The sequence below is a fragment of the Streptomyces sp. NPDC030820 genome, from assembly GCF_055572075.1.
On record NZ_JBVIEB010000016.1, the window covers coordinates 21,329 to 39,120 of the forward strand.

The 17,792-nt window shown below is 73.0% G+C and carries 17 protein-coding genes and 1 pseudogene; 8 read left to right on the plus strand and 10 right to left on the minus strand.

Features of this window, described 5'->3' with window-relative positions:
* Window positions 1–69: 69 nt before the first annotated feature.
* Window positions 70–1,596 carry an NCS1 family nucleobase:cation symporter-1 gene (locus ACZ418_RS34820; protein ID WP_468371094.1) on the plus strand — a complete coding sequence of 509 codons (1,527 nt, stop codon included), beginning with the start codon at window positions 70–72 and terminating at the stop codon, window positions 1,594–1,596.
* A 16-nt stretch (window positions 1,597–1,612) separates the two neighbouring features.
* Here ACZ418_RS34820 and ACZ418_RS34825 read toward each other — a convergent pair whose 3' ends face one another.
* The 7 genes from ACZ418_RS34825 to ACZ418_RS34855 form a co-directional block, all read right to left on the minus strand.
* The gene (locus tag ACZ418_RS34825) at window positions 1,613–2,296 is read right to left on the minus strand and encodes a hypothetical protein (protein WP_468371095.1); all 684 of its coding nucleotides are present in this window, start codon (window positions 2,294–2,296) and stop codon (window positions 1,613–1,615) included.
* Window positions 2,297–2,428: 132 nt separating this feature from the next.
* On the minus strand, window positions 2,429–2,950 hold the full coding sequence (locus ACZ418_RS34830) for a hypothetical protein (RefSeq protein ID WP_468371096.1): 522 nt from the start codon (window positions 2,948–2,950) through the stop codon (window positions 2,429–2,431).
* The gene (locus ACZ418_RS34835) at window positions 2,947–3,483 is read right to left on the minus strand and encodes a hypothetical protein (protein WP_468371098.1); all 537 of its coding nucleotides are present in this window, start codon (window positions 3,481–3,483) and stop codon (window positions 2,947–2,949) included. The genes ACZ418_RS34830 and ACZ418_RS34835 overlap by 4 nt, the downstream gene beginning before the upstream one ends.
* The gene (locus ACZ418_RS34840) at window positions 3,461–4,744 is read right to left on the minus strand and encodes a WXG100 family type VII secretion target (protein ID WP_468371099.1); all 1,284 of its coding nucleotides are present in this window, start codon (window positions 4,742–4,744) and stop codon (window positions 3,461–3,463) included. Before ACZ418_RS34840 ends, ACZ418_RS34835 begins: the two co-directional genes overlap by 23 nt.
* A 6-nt stretch (window positions 4,745–4,750) precedes the next feature.
* Complete coding sequence (locus ACZ418_RS34845; protein WP_468371101.1) at window positions 4,751–5,041, minus strand: DUF6317 family protein; 291 nt, start codon at window positions 5,039–5,041, stop codon at window positions 4,751–4,753.
* Complete coding sequence (locus ACZ418_RS34850; protein ID WP_468371103.1) at window positions 5,038–5,544, minus strand: SAV_915 family protein; 507 nt, start codon at window positions 5,542–5,544, stop codon at window positions 5,038–5,040. The genes ACZ418_RS34845 and ACZ418_RS34850 overlap by 4 nt, the downstream gene beginning before the upstream one ends.
* A 188-nt stretch (window positions 5,545–5,732) precedes the next feature.
* The gene (locus tag ACZ418_RS34855) at window positions 5,733–6,797 is read right to left on the minus strand and encodes a lipoate--protein ligase family protein (protein ID WP_468371104.1); all 1,065 of its coding nucleotides are present in this window, start codon (window positions 6,795–6,797) and stop codon (window positions 5,733–5,735) included.
* Between the two features lie 128 nt (window positions 6,798–6,925).
* Here ACZ418_RS34855 and ACZ418_RS34860 point away from each other — a divergent pair, with 128 nt between their 5' ends.
* The 4 genes from ACZ418_RS34860 to ACZ418_RS34875 all read left to right on the plus strand — a co-directional run bounded on the left by ACZ418_RS34860 (window position 6,926) and on the right by ACZ418_RS34875 (window position 11,733).
* On the plus strand, window positions 6,926–8,743 hold the full coding sequence (locus ACZ418_RS34860; protein WP_468371106.1) for a gamma-glutamyltransferase family protein: 1,818 nt from the start codon (window positions 6,926–6,928) through the stop codon (window positions 8,741–8,743).
* Between the two features lie 91 nt (window positions 8,744–8,834).
* Window positions 8,835–9,683 carry an inositol monophosphatase family protein gene (locus tag ACZ418_RS34865; RefSeq protein ID WP_468371108.1) on the plus strand — a complete coding sequence of 283 codons (849 nt, stop codon included), beginning with the start codon at window positions 8,835–8,837 and terminating at the stop codon, window positions 9,681–9,683.
* 125 nt (window positions 9,684–9,808) lie between these two features.
* Entirely contained in the window at window positions 9,809–11,227 is a 1,419-nt protein-coding gene (locus tag ACZ418_RS34870) for a phytoene desaturase family protein (protein WP_468371109.1), read from the plus strand.
* The gene (locus tag ACZ418_RS34875; protein WP_468371110.1) at window positions 11,224–11,733 is read left to right on the plus strand and encodes an O-acetyl-ADP-ribose deacetylase; all 510 of its coding nucleotides are present in this window, start codon (window positions 11,224–11,226) and stop codon (window positions 11,731–11,733) included. The genes ACZ418_RS34870 and ACZ418_RS34875 overlap by 4 nt, the downstream gene beginning before the upstream one ends.
* A gap of 47 nt (window positions 11,734–11,780) precedes the next feature.
* Here ACZ418_RS34875 and ACZ418_RS34880 read toward each other — a convergent pair whose 3' ends face one another.
* Entirely contained in the window at window positions 11,781–13,523 is a 1,743-nt protein-coding gene (locus tag ACZ418_RS34880; protein WP_468371111.1) for an aminotransferase-like domain-containing protein, read from the minus strand.
* 26 nt (window positions 13,524–13,549) lie between these two features.
* A complete protein-coding gene (locus ACZ418_RS34885; RefSeq protein ID WP_468371112.1) occupies window positions 13,550–14,251 on the minus strand; it encodes a B3/B4 domain-containing protein in 702 nt (233 codons plus the stop codon).
* A 178-nt stretch (window positions 14,252–14,429) separates the two neighbouring features.
* Between ACZ418_RS34885 and ACZ418_RS34890 the strand changes: the two genes are divergently transcribed.
* The 3 genes from ACZ418_RS34890 (at window position 14,430) to ACZ418_RS34900 (ending at window position 17,439) form a co-directional block, all read left to right on the plus strand.
* Window positions 14,430–15,317, plus strand: coding sequence for a methylenetetrahydrofolate reductase (locus ACZ418_RS34890; protein ID WP_468371113.1), 888 nt, complete (start codon window positions 14,430–14,432; stop codon window positions 15,315–15,317).
* Window positions 15,318–15,423: 106 nt separating this feature from the next.
* On the plus strand, window positions 15,424–16,935 hold the full coding sequence (locus ACZ418_RS34895; protein WP_468371114.1) for an AlkA N-terminal domain-containing protein: 1,512 nt from the start codon (window positions 15,424–15,426) through the stop codon (window positions 16,933–16,935).
* A gap of 12 nt (window positions 16,936–16,947) precedes the next feature.
* Window positions 16,948–17,439: a methylated-DNA--[protein]-cysteine S-methyltransferase gene (locus ACZ418_RS34900; RefSeq protein ID WP_468371115.1), complete on the plus strand. Its 492-nt coding sequence runs from the start codon at window positions 16,948–16,950 to the stop codon at window positions 17,437–17,439.
* A gap of 94 nt (window positions 17,440–17,533) precedes the next feature.
* Here ACZ418_RS34900 and ACZ418_RS34905 read toward each other — a convergent pair.
* A pseudogene (locus ACZ418_RS34905) lies at window positions 17,534–17,635 on the minus strand (NAD-dependent deacetylase); the annotation flags it as partial.
* Window positions 17,636–17,792: the final 157 nt, after the last annotated feature.

The following is a 17,792-nucleotide window of genomic DNA, read 5'->3' on the forward strand; positions in this document are numbered from 1 at the left end:
ACCTCCCCGGGGAGGGGGCTGGTGCCCGCACGGCCACTGCCGACCCACCTCACCCCGATTGGCCAGCCCATGACCGACACCGCTCCCACGGCCATACCCTTGTCCGGCCAAGTCACCCTCCCCGACGGGCGCGTGGAACTCGCCCCTGGTACCCCGCCGCCCAGCGGTCCCTACGCCAACGAGGACCTGCTTCCGGTCCCGGTCGAGAGACGCACCTGGACCACGTACAACTTCTCCGCGCTGTGGGTCGGCATGGCCCACAACACGGCCTCCTGGACGCTGGCCTCCGGGCTGATCGCCGTCGGCATGGACTGGAAGCAGGCGGTGTTCACCATCGCCCTCGCCAACCTGATCGTGCTGGTGCCGATGCTGCTGACCGGACACGCCGGCCCCAAGTACGGCATTCCCTTCCCGGTCTTCGCCCGTGCCTCCTTCGGAGTCCGCGGCGCCAACCTGCCCGCTGTCGTACGGGCGTTGGTGGCCTGCGGCTGGTTCGGCATCCAGACCTGGATCGGCGGCGAGGCGATCTACTTCCTCGCCGGGAAGCTGATCGGCGACAGCTGGTCGAACGCGGCGCACATCGGCGGCTACGCCTGGACCATGTGGCTGTCGTTCGCCATCTTCTGGGTGCTCCAGGTCGCGATCATCCACCGCGGCATGGACACCATCCGCCGCTTCGAGAACTGGGCCGCGCCCTTCGTGCTCGTCGGCGCGTTCGTGATGCTGTGGTGGATGAGCAGCAAGGCCGGCGGTGTCGGCCCGCTGTTCGACCAGCCCTCCAAGCTCGGCTGGGGCGGGGGCTTCTGGAAGATCTTCTGGCCCTCGTTGATGGGCATGATCGGCTTCTGGTCCACTCTGAGCCTGAACATTCCTGACTTCACCCGATACGGACGGAGCCAGAAGGCCCAGACCTGGGGCCAGGCCCTCGGCCTGCCGACGACCATGACGCTCTTCGCGTTCCTGTCCGTCCTGGTCACCTCCGGCTCCCAGGCGGTGTACGGCCGGCCGGTCTGGGACCCGGTCCAGCTGGCGGCGAAGACGGACAACGTGGTCGGACTGCTCTACGCGCTCGTGACGGTCCTGGTGGCCACCCTGTCCGTGAACATCGCGGCCAACCTGGTCTCCCCGGCCTTCGACTTCTCCAACGTGGCGCCGCGGAAGGTGAGTTTCCGCACCGGGGCCCTGATCACCGCGGTCCTCGCCGTCCTGATCTTCCCCTGGAAGCTGTACTCCGACCCGCAGGGCTACATCTTCACCTGGCTCGGCCTGGTCGGCGGTCTGCTCGGCACCGTCGCGGGCATCCTCGTCGCAGACTACTGGCTGCTGCGCCGTACCCGCCTGGACCTCGCCGACCTGTACCGCACCGGCGGCCGTTACTGGTACGCGGGCGGCTGGAACTGGCGGGCCGTCGTCGCCTTCCTCGCGGGTGGTGTCCTGGCGATCGGCGGCGCCAGCTTCAAGCCCCTGATCGACGGCCGCCCCATCCCCGCCCTGTCCTCCCTCGCCGACTACGGCTGGGCGGTGGGCCTCGGCACGTCCCTGGTCCTGTACCTGGCCCTCACGCTGCTGACCGGCCGCAAGAAGGCCATCGCGTAAGGAAGTCCGGGGGCGGTCAGCCGGTCTGCGACTGCCCGCCCCCGAGCGCCCCCACCGCGGCCCGCGCCGCCTGGATGGCCCCCTTGTTGATCTCGTCCGTGCCGGGCGCCTTCTTCGTGTCGAAGTTGCTGCCGTTGTAGGTGACGATCACCAGGGCGTTGGACACCCGGACCATCACCACGCCCTCGCGCGTCTGCTGCTTGTCCTCCGTGGTGAGGTTGACGACGGAGTAGGCGCTGTTCCCGAGCCCGGGCACGTCCCCGCCGCCGCTCTTCTCCTTCACCCGCTGCTGGTACTCCTGTGTGGCCTCCTGGTCCGACCCGCTGATCTCGAAGGACACGTCGAGCCAGCGGTAGTCGTACCCCTTCAGTGCGTTCCAGGAGCAGGTGCGGCGCAGCTTGGTGTCGGTCGAGGGGATCTCCTTGCCGGTCGTCTTCGCCCCCGGCACCAGGGACTTGACGGTCGCCGCGGGCACGCTGGTGCAGGGGGAGGGCGCGGCGCTGTACGCCTTCGCCGCCGCGGTGGACGACGGGTCGGCGGAGGACGGGGAGGACCCGGTGGACGTCTGCTGGGTCGTCTGGTGCTCGGCGGCCGCCGACGGCGCGGCCGGGCCGGACGTCAGTGCCCAGCCGGCACAGGCGAGAACCGCGACCGGCGAGATCCGCGCGGTGAGGGCGAGCGGCAGAGGAAGGGAACGCACGGCTCACTTCTCGTGTGGGGGAGGGGCTACGGAAGGGTCCGCATGGTGGACATGGGACGCCAGTGTCACACGACTCCCTGTGGGGCGGAAGTAGGAACTCCGCTGTGTGCCCGGGCGGTCACGGAGGTGCGCTCACGGCGTACCGCTCTGCCCTTTTTGCACCTCAAGCCGACGGCGCGCGCCGACCTCGCTGGGGTACTCGCGGACAGTGAAAGCCGCGACCGACCAACCGACGGCCCAGGCGGCCAGCGCGGGCAGAACAGGGGCGGCGATCAGCCAGAGGACACGACCGGCCACGGCCAGAGAGGTGGAGCGGCGGCGCTCGTCCCGCTTGGCGGCACGGAACGCGTCGGGGGCAGGCGGATCCAGGAGCTTCCCGCGGTGGTCCCGGCGCTGCACCAGCCAGCCCCACACCAGGGCCGCGACGGACGCCGCCGCCTGCGCCCAGTCCCACACCGGGCGGACCGCCGGCGGCAGGGCGCCGCGGAAGCTTCCGTAGAGGACGAGCGCGATGCGGACGCAGAAGGCCAGCACCGCGAGCCACAGCGTGGCCCCGAGGGCGCGGCGCAGCCAGTAGCGCGGACCGCGCTCGTACCACGTGGTGCCGAGCCCCGGCAGGGAGGGGATGTCAACGCGCGTTGGGGTCGTCGTCATGCTCCGGACCTGTGCTCCTCCAACCAGCGGCGGGCGCCGACTTCGCTGGGGTATTCCCGGACGGTCAGCCAGGCGGCGAACCAGCCGACGATGTACGCGGCGAACGCCGGCATGACCGGAGCGGCGAGCAGCACCAGCCCGCGGCCCATGGCGATCCGGCCCGGGACGCGCCTGTTGTGGTCGCGTTTGGCCTGGAGGGTCTCTCCGGGAGTGGGCGGATTCAGCAGCGCCTCCCGATGGCCTCGGCGCTGTTTCACCCATCCCCACACCAGCGCCACGGCGGAGGCGGCCACCTGCAAGCTGTCCCACACGACACGTGCGGCGGGCGGCAGGACCTCGCGGAACCCCGAGTACAGGCCCACCGCGAACAGACAGAACATGGCCATGACGAGGACGATGAACACGGTCGTACGCGCCCGGGACAGCCAGTAGAGTGCGCCGCGCTCGTACCAGGTCCTGCCCAGCTTCGGCAGGGCCGGAATGGGCACGGAGAAACCGGGCGCCGGGGCCTCAGAAGATGCTCGTGACGCCATGCCAGACATCCTTCGCCAGTCGCTTTCCGTCATCGACCGTCCCCGTGGCGACATGCCCGGCCCCGGTCAGCACGCCCCCGACCACCCCGTGGTCGTGGATGTCCTCGCTCCAGTGCTCGTGGAAGGCGTGGTCGATGACCGAGGTCGCGACGATCACCGAGCCGACACCGACCGCGGCGACCGCGACCGCACCCTCGACGGGCAGCGCCGCCGTGACGGCCGCACCGACGGCCAGGCCGCCGACGGCTGCCCCGACGTCGACGGTGACGGAATGCTGCCAGGACCAGCCCTTGTCGTGGTCGTCCTTCGCCTCGATCAGACCGCAGGTCGCCGCCGCGGCGACGTCCAGCACCGGAATCTCCTTCAGGACGTCCGGCAGCGCTTCCAGCCCCTTGCCCATGCGCAGCGCGTCCGCGGCGTCCACCAGCTTGACGTTCAGGGCACGGTCGTAGGGCAACGCGGTGCTGCCGCGGTCGGCGCGGGCGATGTCCTGCTCCAGCGAGTCCACCTTGGTGACCGCGTCGCGGTAGGCGCTCTTGGCGGGCAGGTCCTTGGGCAGTGCCCTGCCCGCCTTCTGGAACGCGTTGCGCTCCGCGCGGAGTTCCTTCTTGGCGGCCTGTGCCTCGGCCTTGGCCGCGTCGAGGTGCTTGCGGGCCTCGATGCCCCCGGCGCGGGCGTCCTCGGCGTCGTACGCGTACAGACCGCGCAGCGCGTCGTAGAGGGTGACCTTGTCTCCCGGTGACACCGGGTCGTCCTTCGACGTCACCTTGTCGTACAGCCCCTGCAGGTCCTTCGCCGCCACCAGCCGCGCATGCTGCGCGGTGTGCAGGATCTCGTTGCGCGCCGTGGCGTACTCGTTCATCGCCGAGATGGTCTTCTGATCGTCCGCGCTCGGCGGATTCGCCGTCATGACCGGCAGCGGCGCGCCCTTGGCGTCCGTCGACACGCCCTTGCCGGCCGCGACGTGCTGTGCGTTCTGCAGGGATGACTCGCACGTGGACAGCGCGCTCGCGAGGGTCTCGAGGATCTCGCCCGCCGCGTGCACCAGTTCGGCGAAGCCGCCGGCGGCCAGCGCGTCCTCGCTCCACTTGCCGCGAAAGCTCTCGGCCGCCTCGCCCTTCCAGCCGGCGTCGCCGACCAGTTTGTCGACGGCGCTGCTGAGCGGCTTGACCACGTCGTCGAGTTTGTCCTTGGCGTTCTTGTACGTCTCGGCCATCGTGCGCAGACCGCCGATGTCGCCGCCGACCCAGCTGTCACTCATCGGCTCTCACTTGATCAGGTCTTCGAAGACGCCATGGACGTCCACGTCGTGCCGGTGGAACGAGTCCCGCGCGTACGCGACCTTGTCCCCGTGGTCGTCGAGCCGGTCGGCCATGCCGGTGTGCAGCGCGATGATGAGGTCCGCGACCTCCTTGATGGCCGAGTCCAGGCCGGGGTCGCCGCCGCTGACGACGGGCGGTGCCACGTCGGGGTGCAGCTTGCGGTAGTCGCCGGCCTGCTCGTGGAAGGTCTTCGCCATGGCGGCGAGGTCGTCGTAGACCGCCTTGAAGTCGCTCACCGCCGCACCTCCCGTGCGTAGGCGGCCAGGTCGGCAGGCCGCCAGTTGGCTTCCCCGGGCGCGACCCGGGGGTCCAGCAGGACAGTGACACCCTGCTCGCGCACGCCCTCGGCCAGCGGGCCGAGGGAGGCGGCGACCCACGGCTGGGACGCGCCGAGGGCCTGCACCAGCCTGGCCGGCGAGGTGAACGCGAACGCCACGGTGCCGTGTGCGGGGTGCTGGAAGAGTTCGAGGACGATGAAGGGCACACGCGCGGGGCGGCCGTCCGAGCCGGTGCCGGTGACGGACCGCGGATGTGCCGGCACGCACACCGGAGTGTGGTACGCGGGCAGCCCGGGCTTCGGGCCGGGCCGGTCGTCCGTGGCCGTGCGCGGGGGCGGCGCGGCCTCCACGAGGTCCCGCAGCGCCGAGCGGAGCGACGGCGGAACCTGCTGCGGAAGGTCCGTCCCGGGCGGATCCGGCTCAGCGAAATCGAGCAGTCGTGAACGTATCGGCGCCCCCATCGCCGTCACCTCTTCCCCGTGCGTGCGTGGCCGATCGGGCTCGACCACGTTAGCCAGCGGGCAAGAGGGCAAATCCAGCCATGTTGTGACCTGGCGTCGGCCGTACACGGAACCCATACACCGGCTTGGCCGACGGCATGACAGCGCTTGACCTGTTGCTGAACCACGGCGTCCGGCCGGCGGGGTGGTCAGGGGACCCGGGCGGTCCACTCCGCCGTCGTGAACTTGGTCCGCGCCAGCTCCTCCGCGCGCGCCAGCTCCCCGTCCGTGATCTTGCCCGGCGCCAGGCCGTACCGCGCGCGGAACGACTCGATCATCCGGTCGATGACCGCCGCACGCGGCAGGCCGGTCTGCCGCCGCAGCGGATCGACCCGCTTCTTCGCGGACCTCGTCCCCTTGTCGGAGAGCTTCTCCCGCCCGATGCGCAGCACCTGGACCATTTTGTCGGCGTCTATGTCGTACGACATGGTCACGTGGTGCAGTACGGCGCCCGGGCCCCCGCCGGATCCGACGATCCGCTTCTGCGCCGCGCCCGCGATCTTGCCCTGGTCGGTCGCGATGTCGTTCAGCGGCTGGTACCAGGCCCGGATGCCCATCTCACCGAGGGCGCCCAGCACCCAGTCGTCCAGATACGCATAGCTGTCCTGGAAGGACAGGCCGTGAACGAGGGACTCGGGCACCGAGAGCGAGTAGGTGATCGTGTTGCCGGGCTCCACGAACATCGCGCCACCGCCGGAGATCCGTCGCACCACCTCGATGCCGTGCAGCGCGGCGCCCTCCGGGTCCACCTCGTTGCGCAGCGACTGGAAGCTGCCGATGATCACCGCCGGGGCGCCCCACTCCCACACCCGCAGCGTCGGCGGCCGCCGGCCCGCGGCGACCTCGGCGGTCAGCACCTCGTCCAGCGCCATGTGCAGCGCGGGCGGCTGGGGGCCCTCGTGGATCAGCTGCCAGTCGTAGTCGGTCCAGTCCGTGGCGTGTGCGAGGGCCCGCCGCACCGCGATCCCCACGCCCTCCGGCGTGAGGCCGTACATCACCGCCCCCGCGGGCAGCGCCGCCTCGATCCGCGCGGCCAGGCCCGCCGCGTCGGTGTCCGCCGGGGCGCCCTCCAGCGCACGGTTCACCGCGTCCAGCGCCTCGTCCGGCTCCAGGAAGAAGTCGCCCGACACGCGCACGTGCCGCAGCACGCCGTCCTCGACGTCCACGTCCACGACGACGAGCTTGCCGCCGGGCACCTTGTACTCACCGTGCACTGCCTGGGCCTCCGTTCCCGCCGCCCTCGCACGAGATCAACGGCGCAGGTCGTCGCCGTGTTCCCCGGACCGTGATCACGCCCGTACGATCACCCGGACGAGGTACCCGGACCGAGGAGGCGTCCGTCGTGTTCACCACCCGGCCCACCCTCCAGGGCACCTTCGGCATGGTGTCCTCCACCCACTGGCTGGCCTCCCAGTCGGCGATGGCGGTCCTGGAGGACGGCGGCAACGCCTTCGACGCCGCCGTGGCGGGCGCGTTCGTGCTGCACGTGGTGGAGCCGCACCTCAACGGGCCCGCGGGCGAGGTACCGATCCTGCTCGCCCCGGCGGGCGGTGAGGTGCAGGTGCTGTGCGGACAGGGGGTCGCCCCGGCCGGTGCCACCGTCGCCCACTACCGCGGGCTCGGACTGGACCTCGTACCCGGCACCGGACCGCTCGCGGCCGCCGTGCCCGGCGCCTTCGACGCCTGGCTGCTGCTTCTGCGCGACCACGGCACCAAGTCCGTGGAGGACGTGCTGAAGTACGCCATCGGATACGCCGAGCACGGGCACGCGCCCGTGGAGAAGCTCGGCGCGACCGTGGCGACCGTACGGGAGCTGTTCGCGACCGAGTGGACCTCGTCGGCCGAGGTGTACCTGCCCGGCGGCCGGGCGCCCCGGCCCGGTGCGCTCTTCCGCAACCCCGCCCTCGCCGCCACCTGGAAGCGGCTGCTGGCCGAGACCGCGCGCAGCGGCGACCGGGAGGCCCGGATCGACGCGGCCCGCGAGGTGTGGCGCTCCGGGTTCATCGCCGAGGCGCTGGTGCGGCAGTCCCGGCGACCCACCATGGACACCAGCGGCGCACGGCACACCGGCACGCTCACCGAGGCCGACCTCGCCGGCTGGTCGGCCACCTACGAGACCCCGGTGACCTACGACTGGAACGGCTGGACCGTGTGCAAGGCCGGCCCCTGGAGCCAGGGCCCCGCCCTCCTGCAGCAGCTCGCCCTGCTCCCGCCCGAGCTGCCCGCCTACGGCTCCGCCGCGTACGTCCACCTGCTGATCGAGGGCTGCAAGCTCGCCATGGCCGACCGCGAGGCCTGGTACGGGGACGCGGCCGAGGTGCCGGTCGCCGAGCTGCTGTCGGACGGCTACAACGCCGGGCGGCGGGCCCTGGTCGGCGCACAGGCCTCCTTCGAGCTGCGGCCCGGCAGCCCCGGCGGGCGCACCCCGCGGCTGCCGGCGCAGGCCTACGCGCGCGTGGAGACCGGCGAGGACTGCGGCTTCGACCCGATGGGCGCCGGTGAGCCGACGGTGGCGCAGTTCCCCGGCGACCCACAGGTGGCCGCGGACGGCACGACCCGCGGCGACACCTGCCACCTGGACGTCGTCGACCGCTGGGGCAACATGATCGCCGCCACGCCCAGCGGCGGCTGGCTGCAGTCCAACCCGGTCGTGCCCGAGCTGGGCTTCCCGCTCGGCACGCGTCTGCAGATGACCTGGCTGGAGGAGGGTCTGCCGAATTCCCTCACCCCGGGCCGCCGCCCGCGCACCACGCTCACCCCGTCCCTCGCGCTGCGGGACGGCGTGCCGGTCCTGGCGTTCGGCACGCCCGGCGGCGACCAGCAGGACCAGTGGCAGCTGCACTTCTTCCTCGCCGCCGCCCTGCGCGCCCCGGTCCGTGGCGGCCTCGACCTCCAGGGCGCGGTCGACGCCCCGAACTGGCACAACGACAGCTTCCCCAGCTCCTTCTATCCGCGCGGCCGCCGCCCCGGCAGTGTGACCGTGGAGTCCCGCATGGACGCGGACGTGATCGAGGAGTTGCGGCGGCGCGGCCACGACGTCACCGTCGGCCCCGCCTGGTCCGAGGGGCGCCTGTGCGCGGTGGCCCGGGACCCGGAGACCGGCGTGCTCTCGGCGGCGGCGAACGCCCGCGGGATGCAGGGATACGCCGTCGGCCGCTGACTGATCACCGGCACCTGTTCTTCATCCCGATTCCACCCGCTGTGCACCGGGCGGGCGGGGATTGTCAGAGGGACGTGCTCTCATGGGGGGCATGATCGAAGCAATGACGGAAACCATCGAAGAGTTTCTCGCCCGCTGCTCGGCCGATGTGGAGGAAGCGGTCCGCAAGGCCGCCGCGGCCGAGATCCTGCCCCGCTTCCGCCGCCTCGCCGAGCACGAGGTGGACCAGAAGAGCGGCCCGCACGACCTGGTGACGGACGCCGACCGGCTCGCCGAGCTGCGGCTCACCCAGGACCTCGGCGCCCTGCTTCCCGGCTCGGTCGTGGTCGGCGAGGAGGCCGTGCACGCCGACCCGGCGACCTATGCGGCGCTCCAGGGCGACGCACCGGTCTGGATCGTCGACCCGGTCGACGGCACCCGCCAGTTCGTGCACGGCGACGACGGCTTCTGCACCCTGGTCGCCCTCGCCCACCGGGGCGCCGTCCTCGCCTCCTGGACCTACGCCGCGGCGCGTGACCAGCTCGCCACCGCGGTGCGCGGTCAGGGCGCCTTCCTCGACGGCGAGCGGCTGTTCGCGGGCCCGCCCGCGCCCGGCCGGGACCTCGTCGTCGCCACGTCCCACCCGGACTACACCACCGACGAGCAGAAGCGCGCGCTGCGCGCCCTGTGGACCGACGGCATCGCTCCCCGCCCCTGCGGTTCGGCGGGACTGGAGTATCTCGCCGTAGCCCGGGGCGAGTTGGACGCCGTCGCGTTCTCCTGGGAGGCGGCCTGGGACCACGCGGCCGGGCTGCTCCTCGTCGAGGAGGCGGGCGGCACGCATCTCACCCGCGCCGGCGAACCGTTCCGTGTGACCGGCGGTAACACCCTGCCCTTCACCGCGGCCCGGGACACCGCGACCGCCCGCCGGGTGGCCGACCTGCTGCGCACGGTGGCCTGAATCCGACCGGCGGCGTCCCGCCGGGCCGCGTCCGCCGGTCCGCCCGGCCACCCGGCCCGAGGGAATGTCAGTCCTCCGGCATATCCTGACCCCGAGTGGCCATCGGCTGACGAAGGGGTCCGAAGGTGCCGTCGATGCTCGATGCGGTCGTGGTGGGTGCGGGGCCGAACGGACTGACCGCTGCCGTGGAGCTGGCCCGCCGCGGCTTCTCCGTCGCGCTGTTCGAGGCGAAATCCACCGTGGGCGGCGGCGCCCGCACCGAGGAACTGACCCTGCCCGGCTTCCGGCACGACCCGTGCTCGGCCGCCCACCCGCTGGGCATCAACTCACCGGCGTTCCGCGCCCTGCCCCTCGACCGCTACGGCCTTCAGTGGCTGCACTCCGAGCTGCCGATGGCGCATCCCTTCCCCGACGGCACCGCGGCCGTGCTGTCCCGCTCGGTGGCCGAGACGGCCGCCTCCTTCGGACCCCGGGACGCGGGCGCGTACCGCAGACTGGTCGAGCCGTTCCTCGCCCACTGGGACACCCTCGTACGGGACTTCATGTCCCTGCCGCTGACCGCGCTCCCGCGCGATCCCGTCACCCTGGCCCGCTTCGGCCTGGCCGGGCTGCCGCCGTCCACCTGGCTGCTGCGCCGCTTCAAGGACGAGCGGGCCAAGGCCCTCTTCGCCGGCCTGGTCGCCCATGTGATCGCGCCGCTCAGCGGCCTGGCCACCGGCGCCATCGGCCTGGTCTTCGCCCTGTCCGCGCACGCCCGCGGCTGGCCGGTGCCCCGCGGCGGCTCCCAGGCCATCTCCGACGCCCTCGCCGCCTACCTGAAGGACCTCGGCGGCGCCGTGCACACCGACTACGAGGTCAAGCGCCTGGACGACCTGCCCCCCGCGCGGGCGTACATCTTCGACACCTCGCCCACCGCGCTGGCCCGCATCGCCGGCTTCGGCGACCACTACGCGCACTACCGCTACGGCCCGGGCGTCTTCAAGATCGACTATGCGCTGGACGGCCCCGTGCCCTGGACCGCGCCCGAGGCCCGTACCGCCACGACCGTCCAGATCGGCGCCAGCAAGGGCGAGATCTCCACCGCCCTGCGCTCCGCCTCCCGCGAGGGCCGCGCTCCCGGCCGGCCGTTCCTGATCACCGTGCAGCCCAGCATCGTCGACCCGACCCGCGCCCCCCGGGGCAAGCAGGTCTTCTGGGCGTACGGCCATGTCCCGAACGGCTGGTCCGGCGACCTCACCGACGCCATGGAACGCCAACTGGAGCGCTTCGCCCCCGGTTTCCGCGACCGCGTGCTCGCCCGCGCCGTCGCCGGCCCCGCCGAACTGGCCGCCCACAACGCCAACTACGTCGGCGGCGACATCGCCTGCGGCGCGGCGTCCGGACTCCAGCTGCTGCTGCGCCCCAGACTGTCCCTGTTCCCCTACCACACCCCCCATCCGGCCGTCTTCATCTGCTCCTCGGCCACCCCGCCGGGACCCGGCGTGCACGGCATGTCGGGGCACAACGCGGCCAAGGCTGTATGGCGAAGACTGAGGCAGACATGACCACCATCACCCTGGTCCAGGGCGACATCACCCGGGAGAGCGCCGACGCGATCGTCAACGCGGCCAACTCCTCCCTCCTCGGCGGCGGAGGAGTCGACGGCGCGATCCACCGGCGCGGCGGCCCCGCCATCCTGGAAGAGTGCCGCGCCCTGCGCGCCTCCCGGTACGGCAAGGGCCTGCCCACCGGCCAGGCGGTTGCCACGACGGCGGGTGAACTCGACGCCCGCTGGGTCATCCACACGGTGGGCCCGGTGTACAGCGAGCGCGAGGACCGCTCCGAGCTGCTCGCCTCCTGCTACCGCGAGTCCCTGAGGGCCGCCGACGAACTCGGCGCCCGCACGGTCGCGTTCCCGGCCGTCTCCACGGGCGTGTACCGGTGGCCGATGGAGGACGCGGCACGGATCGCCGTGGAGACCGTGCGGAACACACCGACAGCCGTCGAAGAGGTGCGCTTCGTCCTGTTCGACGAGCGGGCGTACGACGCGTTCGCTCGCCAAGTCGGCTGATCGGCGCAGCGGTTGATGCTGCTCAGGCGCACCGCCAGGAGCAGCCGTCAGGACAGTTCGCGCAGGGTCCTGCCGAGCAGCGCCACGCCCTCGGCGATGACTCCCGGCGCGGTGGCCGCGTAGCCGAGGACGAGACCGGGCGGGCCGGGCAACTGCCGGTGCCAGGACAGGGGTTGGCACTTCACGCCCCGGGCCAGCGCGGCGGCCGCGAGCTCGGTGTCGGGCACGTCCGCGGTGTACGTGACCGTCAGATGCAGGCCCGCCGCGGCGCCGTGCACGGTCCCGCCGGGCAGATGCTCGGCGAGCGCGGCGATCATCGCGTCGCGGCGGTCGCGGTGCCGCCGCCGCAACAGTCGCAGTTGCCGCTCGAGTCCACCGGACTCCATCAGCCGGGCGAGCACGAGCTGCGGCAGCACCGCGTTGCCCAGGTCGTTGAACCGCTTGGCGTCGACCAGGCCCCGGCGATACCGGGGCGGGGCCACCAGCCAGCCGATGCGCAACGCCGGAGCGAGCAGCTTCGACACGCTGCCCAGGTAGCACACCCGGTCGGCCAGCAGCGCCCGCAGCGCGGGGACCGGCGGCCGGTCGTAGCGGTGCTCCGCGTCGTAGTCGTCCTCCAGGATCAGCCCGCCGTCCCGTGCCCAGCCCAGCAGCTCACGCCGGCGCTCGCCGCTGGTCACCACGCCGGTCGGGAACTGATGGGCCGGCGTGAGCAGCACCGCGCGGGCACCGGTCGCGCGCAACGCGTCCACCCGCACCCCGTCCCCGTCGACCGGCACCGGCGGGGTGTCGAGGCCCCCGTTGACCAGATGCTGGCGGCCGCCGAGCGAGCCGGGGTCCTCCACTGCCACGGCGTCGATGCCGTCCGCCCGCAGCACCTGGTGCAGCAGCGTGAGCGCCTGGGCGGTGCCCGCCACGATCAGCACCTCGTCCGGCTCCACCCGTACGCCCCGCATCCGCGCGAGCCACTCGGCCACGGCCCGCCGCAGCGCGGGAGCGCCACGGGGGTCGCCGTAGCCGAGGTGCTCGGCGGACAGCTCCGCGAGCACGGCACGCTCGGCGCGCAGCCAGGCGGTACGCGGAAAGGCGGCGAGGTCCGGCCGCCCGGGAGTGAGATCGACGGCGGCCGGCGCCTCCCGCAGAGCGTCGAAGACGTCGGCACCCGGGGGCCGGAGGAAGGGGGTCGCTGGTGTGGTGGGGCCTGTGGAGGCGTCGGCAGGGCGCAGGGGGAGGGGTGCGCGAGGGGAGGGTGGCCTACCGGGGGCGCGGGAGGGGGGTGTCCCCGGTGTGGGGTGGGGCGTGGTCCTGAACGGGGCGGATGGCACGGTGCCGCATGCTTCTGACCGGCCGGGCGACTGGGTGCCGGACGCGCCTGACGGCGGCGATGTCCTGGGGAGGGGGCTGCCGAGTGCCGCATCCGCAGGGGCCTTCCGCGACTCCTCGCGTCCCGGACCCCCGCCCCCGCGGACGCCCCGTGCCGCGGCGAACGGTGCCGCCACCACCACCGTGCCCCCGCGGCGGCGGCCCTCCAGGTGGCCGTCCTCGGCGAGCCGGCGGTAGGCCTCGGTGATCACCCCTCGGGACACATGCAGTTCCGTGGCCAGCACCCGGGTGGGCGGGAGCCTGCTGCCCACCGCCAGGCGGCCGTCCGCTATCGCCTGCCGCAGCCGTGCGGCCAGCCACTCGGCCTTCCCGCCGGCGGGCACATCAGCGGCCGCCAGCTGCAGGAAGTCCGAGCCGCTGCCCGGGAGTTCGCCCGCGCCGACCGGCACCCCTCGCTCCTCGTCCACCGTTCTCATGCTGTCATGCGCCTGCTTCAGCCGCCGAAGACGAAGTCCGGCGCGGCCCGGGTGAGCACGGCCGTCTGCGTGCCGACCCCCCAGTGGGCCGCCACCTCCGCCTCGGCCGTCTTCAGCAGCTCGGGCACGATCTCCGCGCCGCCGTCGTGCATGGCCTCCGCCACCACCAGCACCCGGCGGGTGTGGTCGCCGACCGCCGAGTGGCCGCTCTGCCGGTGGGTCCAGCGCCGGGCGTGCGCGCGTCCGGCGGAGTCGACGAAGGTCACCTCGCCGGGCGCGGGATGCTCGACGCCCCCGCCGAACGCCGTGTACGTCTCGTCGCCGCCGGCGGGCCGCACCTCCAGCAGCGGCCCGGTGATCCGGTCGACATCGAGGACCGCCACCGGGACCGCGTACGCCACGGACAGCGCGTTGCACAGATCGACCAGCGGATGGATGCGCGGCAGCGTGCCCTCCTTCCGCAGCCGCCGCAGCAGCGACTCCGAGGCGCACCGGTACTGCGTCGGCTTGAGCCCCGTCCGGCTGAACGTCCGCCGCCAGGCCAGCACCTCGGGGAACTCACCCTCGGTGGCGCCGGCCAGCCGGGTCAGGGCGCGGGCGGTGTACTCGGCGGCGCGCGGCCCGGTGTCCGCACCGGCGCCGACGCCGTCGGCGTACAGCGCGCCGGAGGCCAGTTCGGGAAACGTGGCCCAGATGGTGTCCGCGTGCCGGAATCGCATGGTCAGGGATCTCCTCGGGTTCGGGAGCCACCACCTTGCCCCGGGCCGTGGTCCGGTCACCAGAGCCAAAGCCGGCGCGGGTGGGCGGTCCATAACCGGTGTGACCCCGGGCCGCGGCTCGCGCAGCCCGCGTGACATCATCGGCCGGGGTCCCGAACGCCGTCGTACGAGGAGCACGATGAACCCCGCTCTCACCGTCACCCCGGCGGTCGGTGCCGCACTGCTGGACGACTTCTCGCTGGAGATGACCGGCAAGGACGTGCCCCGGCTGGAGGAGGCGCGGGGCAGCATCCCGCGGGGCACCCGGATCAACATCACCTTCCTCGCCGGCGAGGACCTCGGCATGCGGCTGGCGGCCGCCCGCGCGGTCAAACGGCTCGGCTTCGTCCCCGTACCCCACATCTCGGCACGCCGCCTGCCCTCCCGAGCCGCCCTGGAGGAGTTCCTGTCCGGGCTGGCCGGGGCCGGCACCGCCGAGAACGTCTTCGTCGTCGGCGGCGACCCCGCCCGCCCCGAGGGCCCCTACCCGGACGCCCTCGCCGTCCTGCGCACCGGCCTGCTCCAGCGCCACGGCGTCCGGCACGTCGGCATCAGCGGCTACCCGGAGGGCCACCCCGCGATAGCCGACGGCACGCTGTGGTCCGCGCTCACCGACAAGGCGGCGGCCATCGGGGCGCACCGGTTCGGCGGCGACGTCATCACCCAGTTCGGCTTCGACGTCGACCCCGTCCTCGGCTGGCTGGAGGCCGCCCGCGCCCGGGGCGTGCACCTGCCCGTCCGCATCGGCGTGCCCGGACCGGCGGGCGTACGCCGGCTGCTCGGCTACGCCACCCGGTTCGGCGTCGCCACCAGCGCCTCCGTCGCCCGCAAGTACGGCTTCTCGCTGACCAATCTCATGGGCACGACCGGCCCGGACCGCTTCCTGCACGCGCTCGCCCACCGCTACGACCCCGAGCGGCACGGCGCGGTGAAGGTCCACTTCTACACGTTCGGCGGTCTGCGCCACACCGCCGACTGGATCGCCGGGTTCCGGCAGAGCGCCGCCCACAGGACACACGCGCCGTGAGGCCGCCCCGCCCACGCCCGCCCGGATCGGCACCTCACCAGGCCCGCGAACGCTGCTGTCGGATTTCCGCCAGCGTTCGCCGCCCGGGGTGGCCGATGCTGGAGGCATGCAGACAGCCACGCACCTCGACCGGGAGCACTGCCTACGTGCCGTGCAGTCCAAGGACGCGCGGTTCGACGGGTGGTTCTTCACGGCCGTCCTGACCACCCGGATCTACTGCCGCCCCAGCTGTCCCGTCGTCCCGCCCAAGCCGGAGAACATGACGTTCTACCCGAGCGCGGCCGCCTGCCAGCAGGCCGGGTTCCGGGCCTGCAAGCGCTGCCGCCCGGACACCAGCCCCGGCTCCCCGGAGTGGAACCAGCGCGCCGACCTGGTGGCCCGCGCCATGCGGCTCATCGCCGACGGCGTCGTGGACCGCGAGGGCGTGCCCGGACTCGCCGACCGGCTCGGCTACAGCACCCGCCAGGTGGAGCGGCAGCTGCTCGCCGAGCTGGGCGCGGGCCCCCTCGCGCTCGCCCGTGCCCAGCGCGCCGAGACCGCGCGGCTGCTCATCGAGACCACCTCGCTGCCCATGACGGAGATCGCCTTCGCGGCCGGCTTCGCCTCCATCCGTACCTTCAACGACACCGTCCGCGAGGTCTTCGCCCTGTCCCCGAGCGAGCTGCGCGCCCGCGCGCCGAAGTCCGGGGCCGGCACCCCGGGCGGGATCCGCCTGCGGCTGCCGTTCCGCGCCCCGCTCAACCCGTCCAACCTCTTCGGCCACCTCGCCGCCACCGCCGTACCCGGTGTCGAGGAGTGGCTCCCCCACGGCCCGAACGGCGTGGGAGGCGCCCCCACCGGCGCGTACCGGCGCACGCTGCGCCTGCCGTACGGCCACGGGATCGTCTCCCTCACGCCCCGCCCCGACCACATCGGCTGCCGCCTCACCCTCAGCGATCTGCGCGACCTGCCCGTGGCGATCAGCCGCTGCCGCCGCATGCTCGACCTGGACGCCGACCCCGTCGCCGTGGACGACCGGCTGCGCACCGACCCGCTGCTCGCGCCCCTGGTCGACAAGGCGCCCGGCCGGCGGGTGCCGCGCACGGTCGACGAGGCCGAGTTCGCCGTCCGCGCCGTCCTCGGACAGCAGGTTTCCACGGCAGCCGCCCGCACCCACGCGGCCCGCCTGGTCACCGCGCACGGCAAGCCCCTCGACGACCCCGAGGGCGGCCTCACGCACCTCTTCCCTTCCCCGGAAGCCCTCGCCGCCGTCGACCCCGAGACCCTGGCGATGCCCCGCACCCGGCGTACCACCTTCACCACCCTGGTCCGCGAACTCGCCGACGGCACACTCCATTTGGGAGTCGATTCTGACTGGGCGGAAGCCCGCGCCCGGCTTCTCTCCCTGCCCGGCTTCGGACCGTGGACGGTCGACGTCATCGCCATGCGCGCCCTCGGCGACCCCGACGCCTTCCTCCCCACCGACCTCGGCATCCGGCGCGCGGCAGGGGACTTGGGCCTGCCCTCCACCCCGGCCGCGCTCACCGCCCGCGCCGAGGCATGGCGGCCCTGGCGGGCGTACGCCGTGCAGTACCTGTGGGCGACCGACGGCCACCCGATCAACTTCCTGCCCGTGTAAGAAGGTTCCTCCGTGATGTCCCACACCGTGATCGACAGCCCGTACGGCCCGCTCACCCTGGTCGCCGACGCCGACGGCACCTTGTGCGGCCTCTACATGGCCGGCCAGCGACATCGCCCGCCCGAGGAGAACTTCGGCCACCGGGACGACAGCCTGCCCTCCTTCACCGCGGCGCGGGAGCAGCTGACGGCCTACTTCGCAGGCGAGTTGAAGCAGTTCACCCTCGAACTCGCCCTGAAGGGAACCCCGTTCCAGCGCAGCGTCTGGGAACAGCTCACCCGCATCCCGTACGGCGAGACCCGCACCTACGGCCAACTCGCCGACGCCCTCGGCAACCCCGGCGCATCCCGCGCCGTCGGCCTCGCCAACGGCAAGAACCCCATCGGCATCATCGTCCCCTGCCACCGCGTCATCGGCGCGTCCGGCGACCTCACCGGCTACGGCGGCGGCCTCGACCGCAAGCGCCGCCTGCTGGACTTCGAACGGGACACCGCGCTGTTCTAGTGCCGCTCTCGGCCCGGATGCGGGCCAGCAGCGCGGGCAGCGAGGTGCCGATCGGTTCTCGTACGACTTCGTGGGCGAGTTCGTCGTACGGGGTCGGCTCGGCGTTGAGGGTGCGGTTCTTGCGCCGCATCTGCCACGAGCGGCGCCGGATCTCCGGGTCCGCCATGTAGTACTCGTATGTCACGAGCTTCTCCGCCGTCAACCGGTATGGCGGCCGGAGCCCCGATGCCGCGTTGGCAGTGCTTCGGGGCTGTGAAACGCTGGCTTTGTGGCATTTACATCCGGTATCTGCACATCGATCTCGAACAGCTGAGGCCGGCTGCCTCGCGGGAGTCCCCGGTTCCAGCCTCCCG

Excerpts from the sequence above, each read along its gene's own strand:
- ACZ418_RS34840 (WP_468371099.1), bottom strand. The coding sequence starts at position 4,744 with ATGAGTGACAGCTGGGTCGGCGGCGACATCGGCGGTCTGCGCACGATG.
- ACZ418_RS34890 (WP_468371113.1), top strand. The coding sequence starts at position 14,430 with ATGAACCCCGCTCTCACCGTCACCCCGGCGGTCGGTGCCGCACTGCTG.
- ACZ418_RS34830 (WP_468371096.1), bottom strand. The coding sequence starts at position 2,950 with ATGACGACGACCCCAACGCGCGTTGACATCCCCTCCCTGCCGGGGCTC.
- ACZ418_RS34895 (WP_468371114.1), top strand. The coding sequence starts at position 15,424 with ATGCAGACAGCCACGCACCTCGACCGGGAGCACTGCCTACGTGCCGTG.
- ACZ418_RS34850 (WP_468371103.1), bottom strand. The coding sequence starts at position 5,544 with ATGGGGGCGCCGATACGTTCACGACTGCTCGATTTCGCTGAGCCGGAT.
- ACZ418_RS34875 (WP_468371110.1), top strand. The coding sequence starts at position 11,224 with ATGACCACCATCACCCTGGTCCAGGGCGACATCACCCGGGAGAGCGCC.
- ACZ418_RS34885 (WP_468371112.1), bottom strand. The coding sequence starts at position 14,251 with ATGCGATTCCGGCACGCGGACACCATCTGGGCCACGTTTCCCGAACTG.
- ACZ418_RS34865 (WP_468371108.1), top strand. The coding sequence starts at position 8,835 with ATGATCGAAGCAATGACGGAAACCATCGAAGAGTTTCTCGCCCGCTGC.
- ACZ418_RS34835 (WP_468371098.1), bottom strand. The coding sequence starts at position 3,483 with ATGGCGTCACGAGCATCTTCTGAGGCCCCGGCGCCCGGTTTCTCCGTG.
- ACZ418_RS34820 (WP_468371094.1), top strand. The coding sequence starts at position 70 with ATGACCGACACCGCTCCCACGGCCATACCCTTGTCCGGCCAAGTCACC.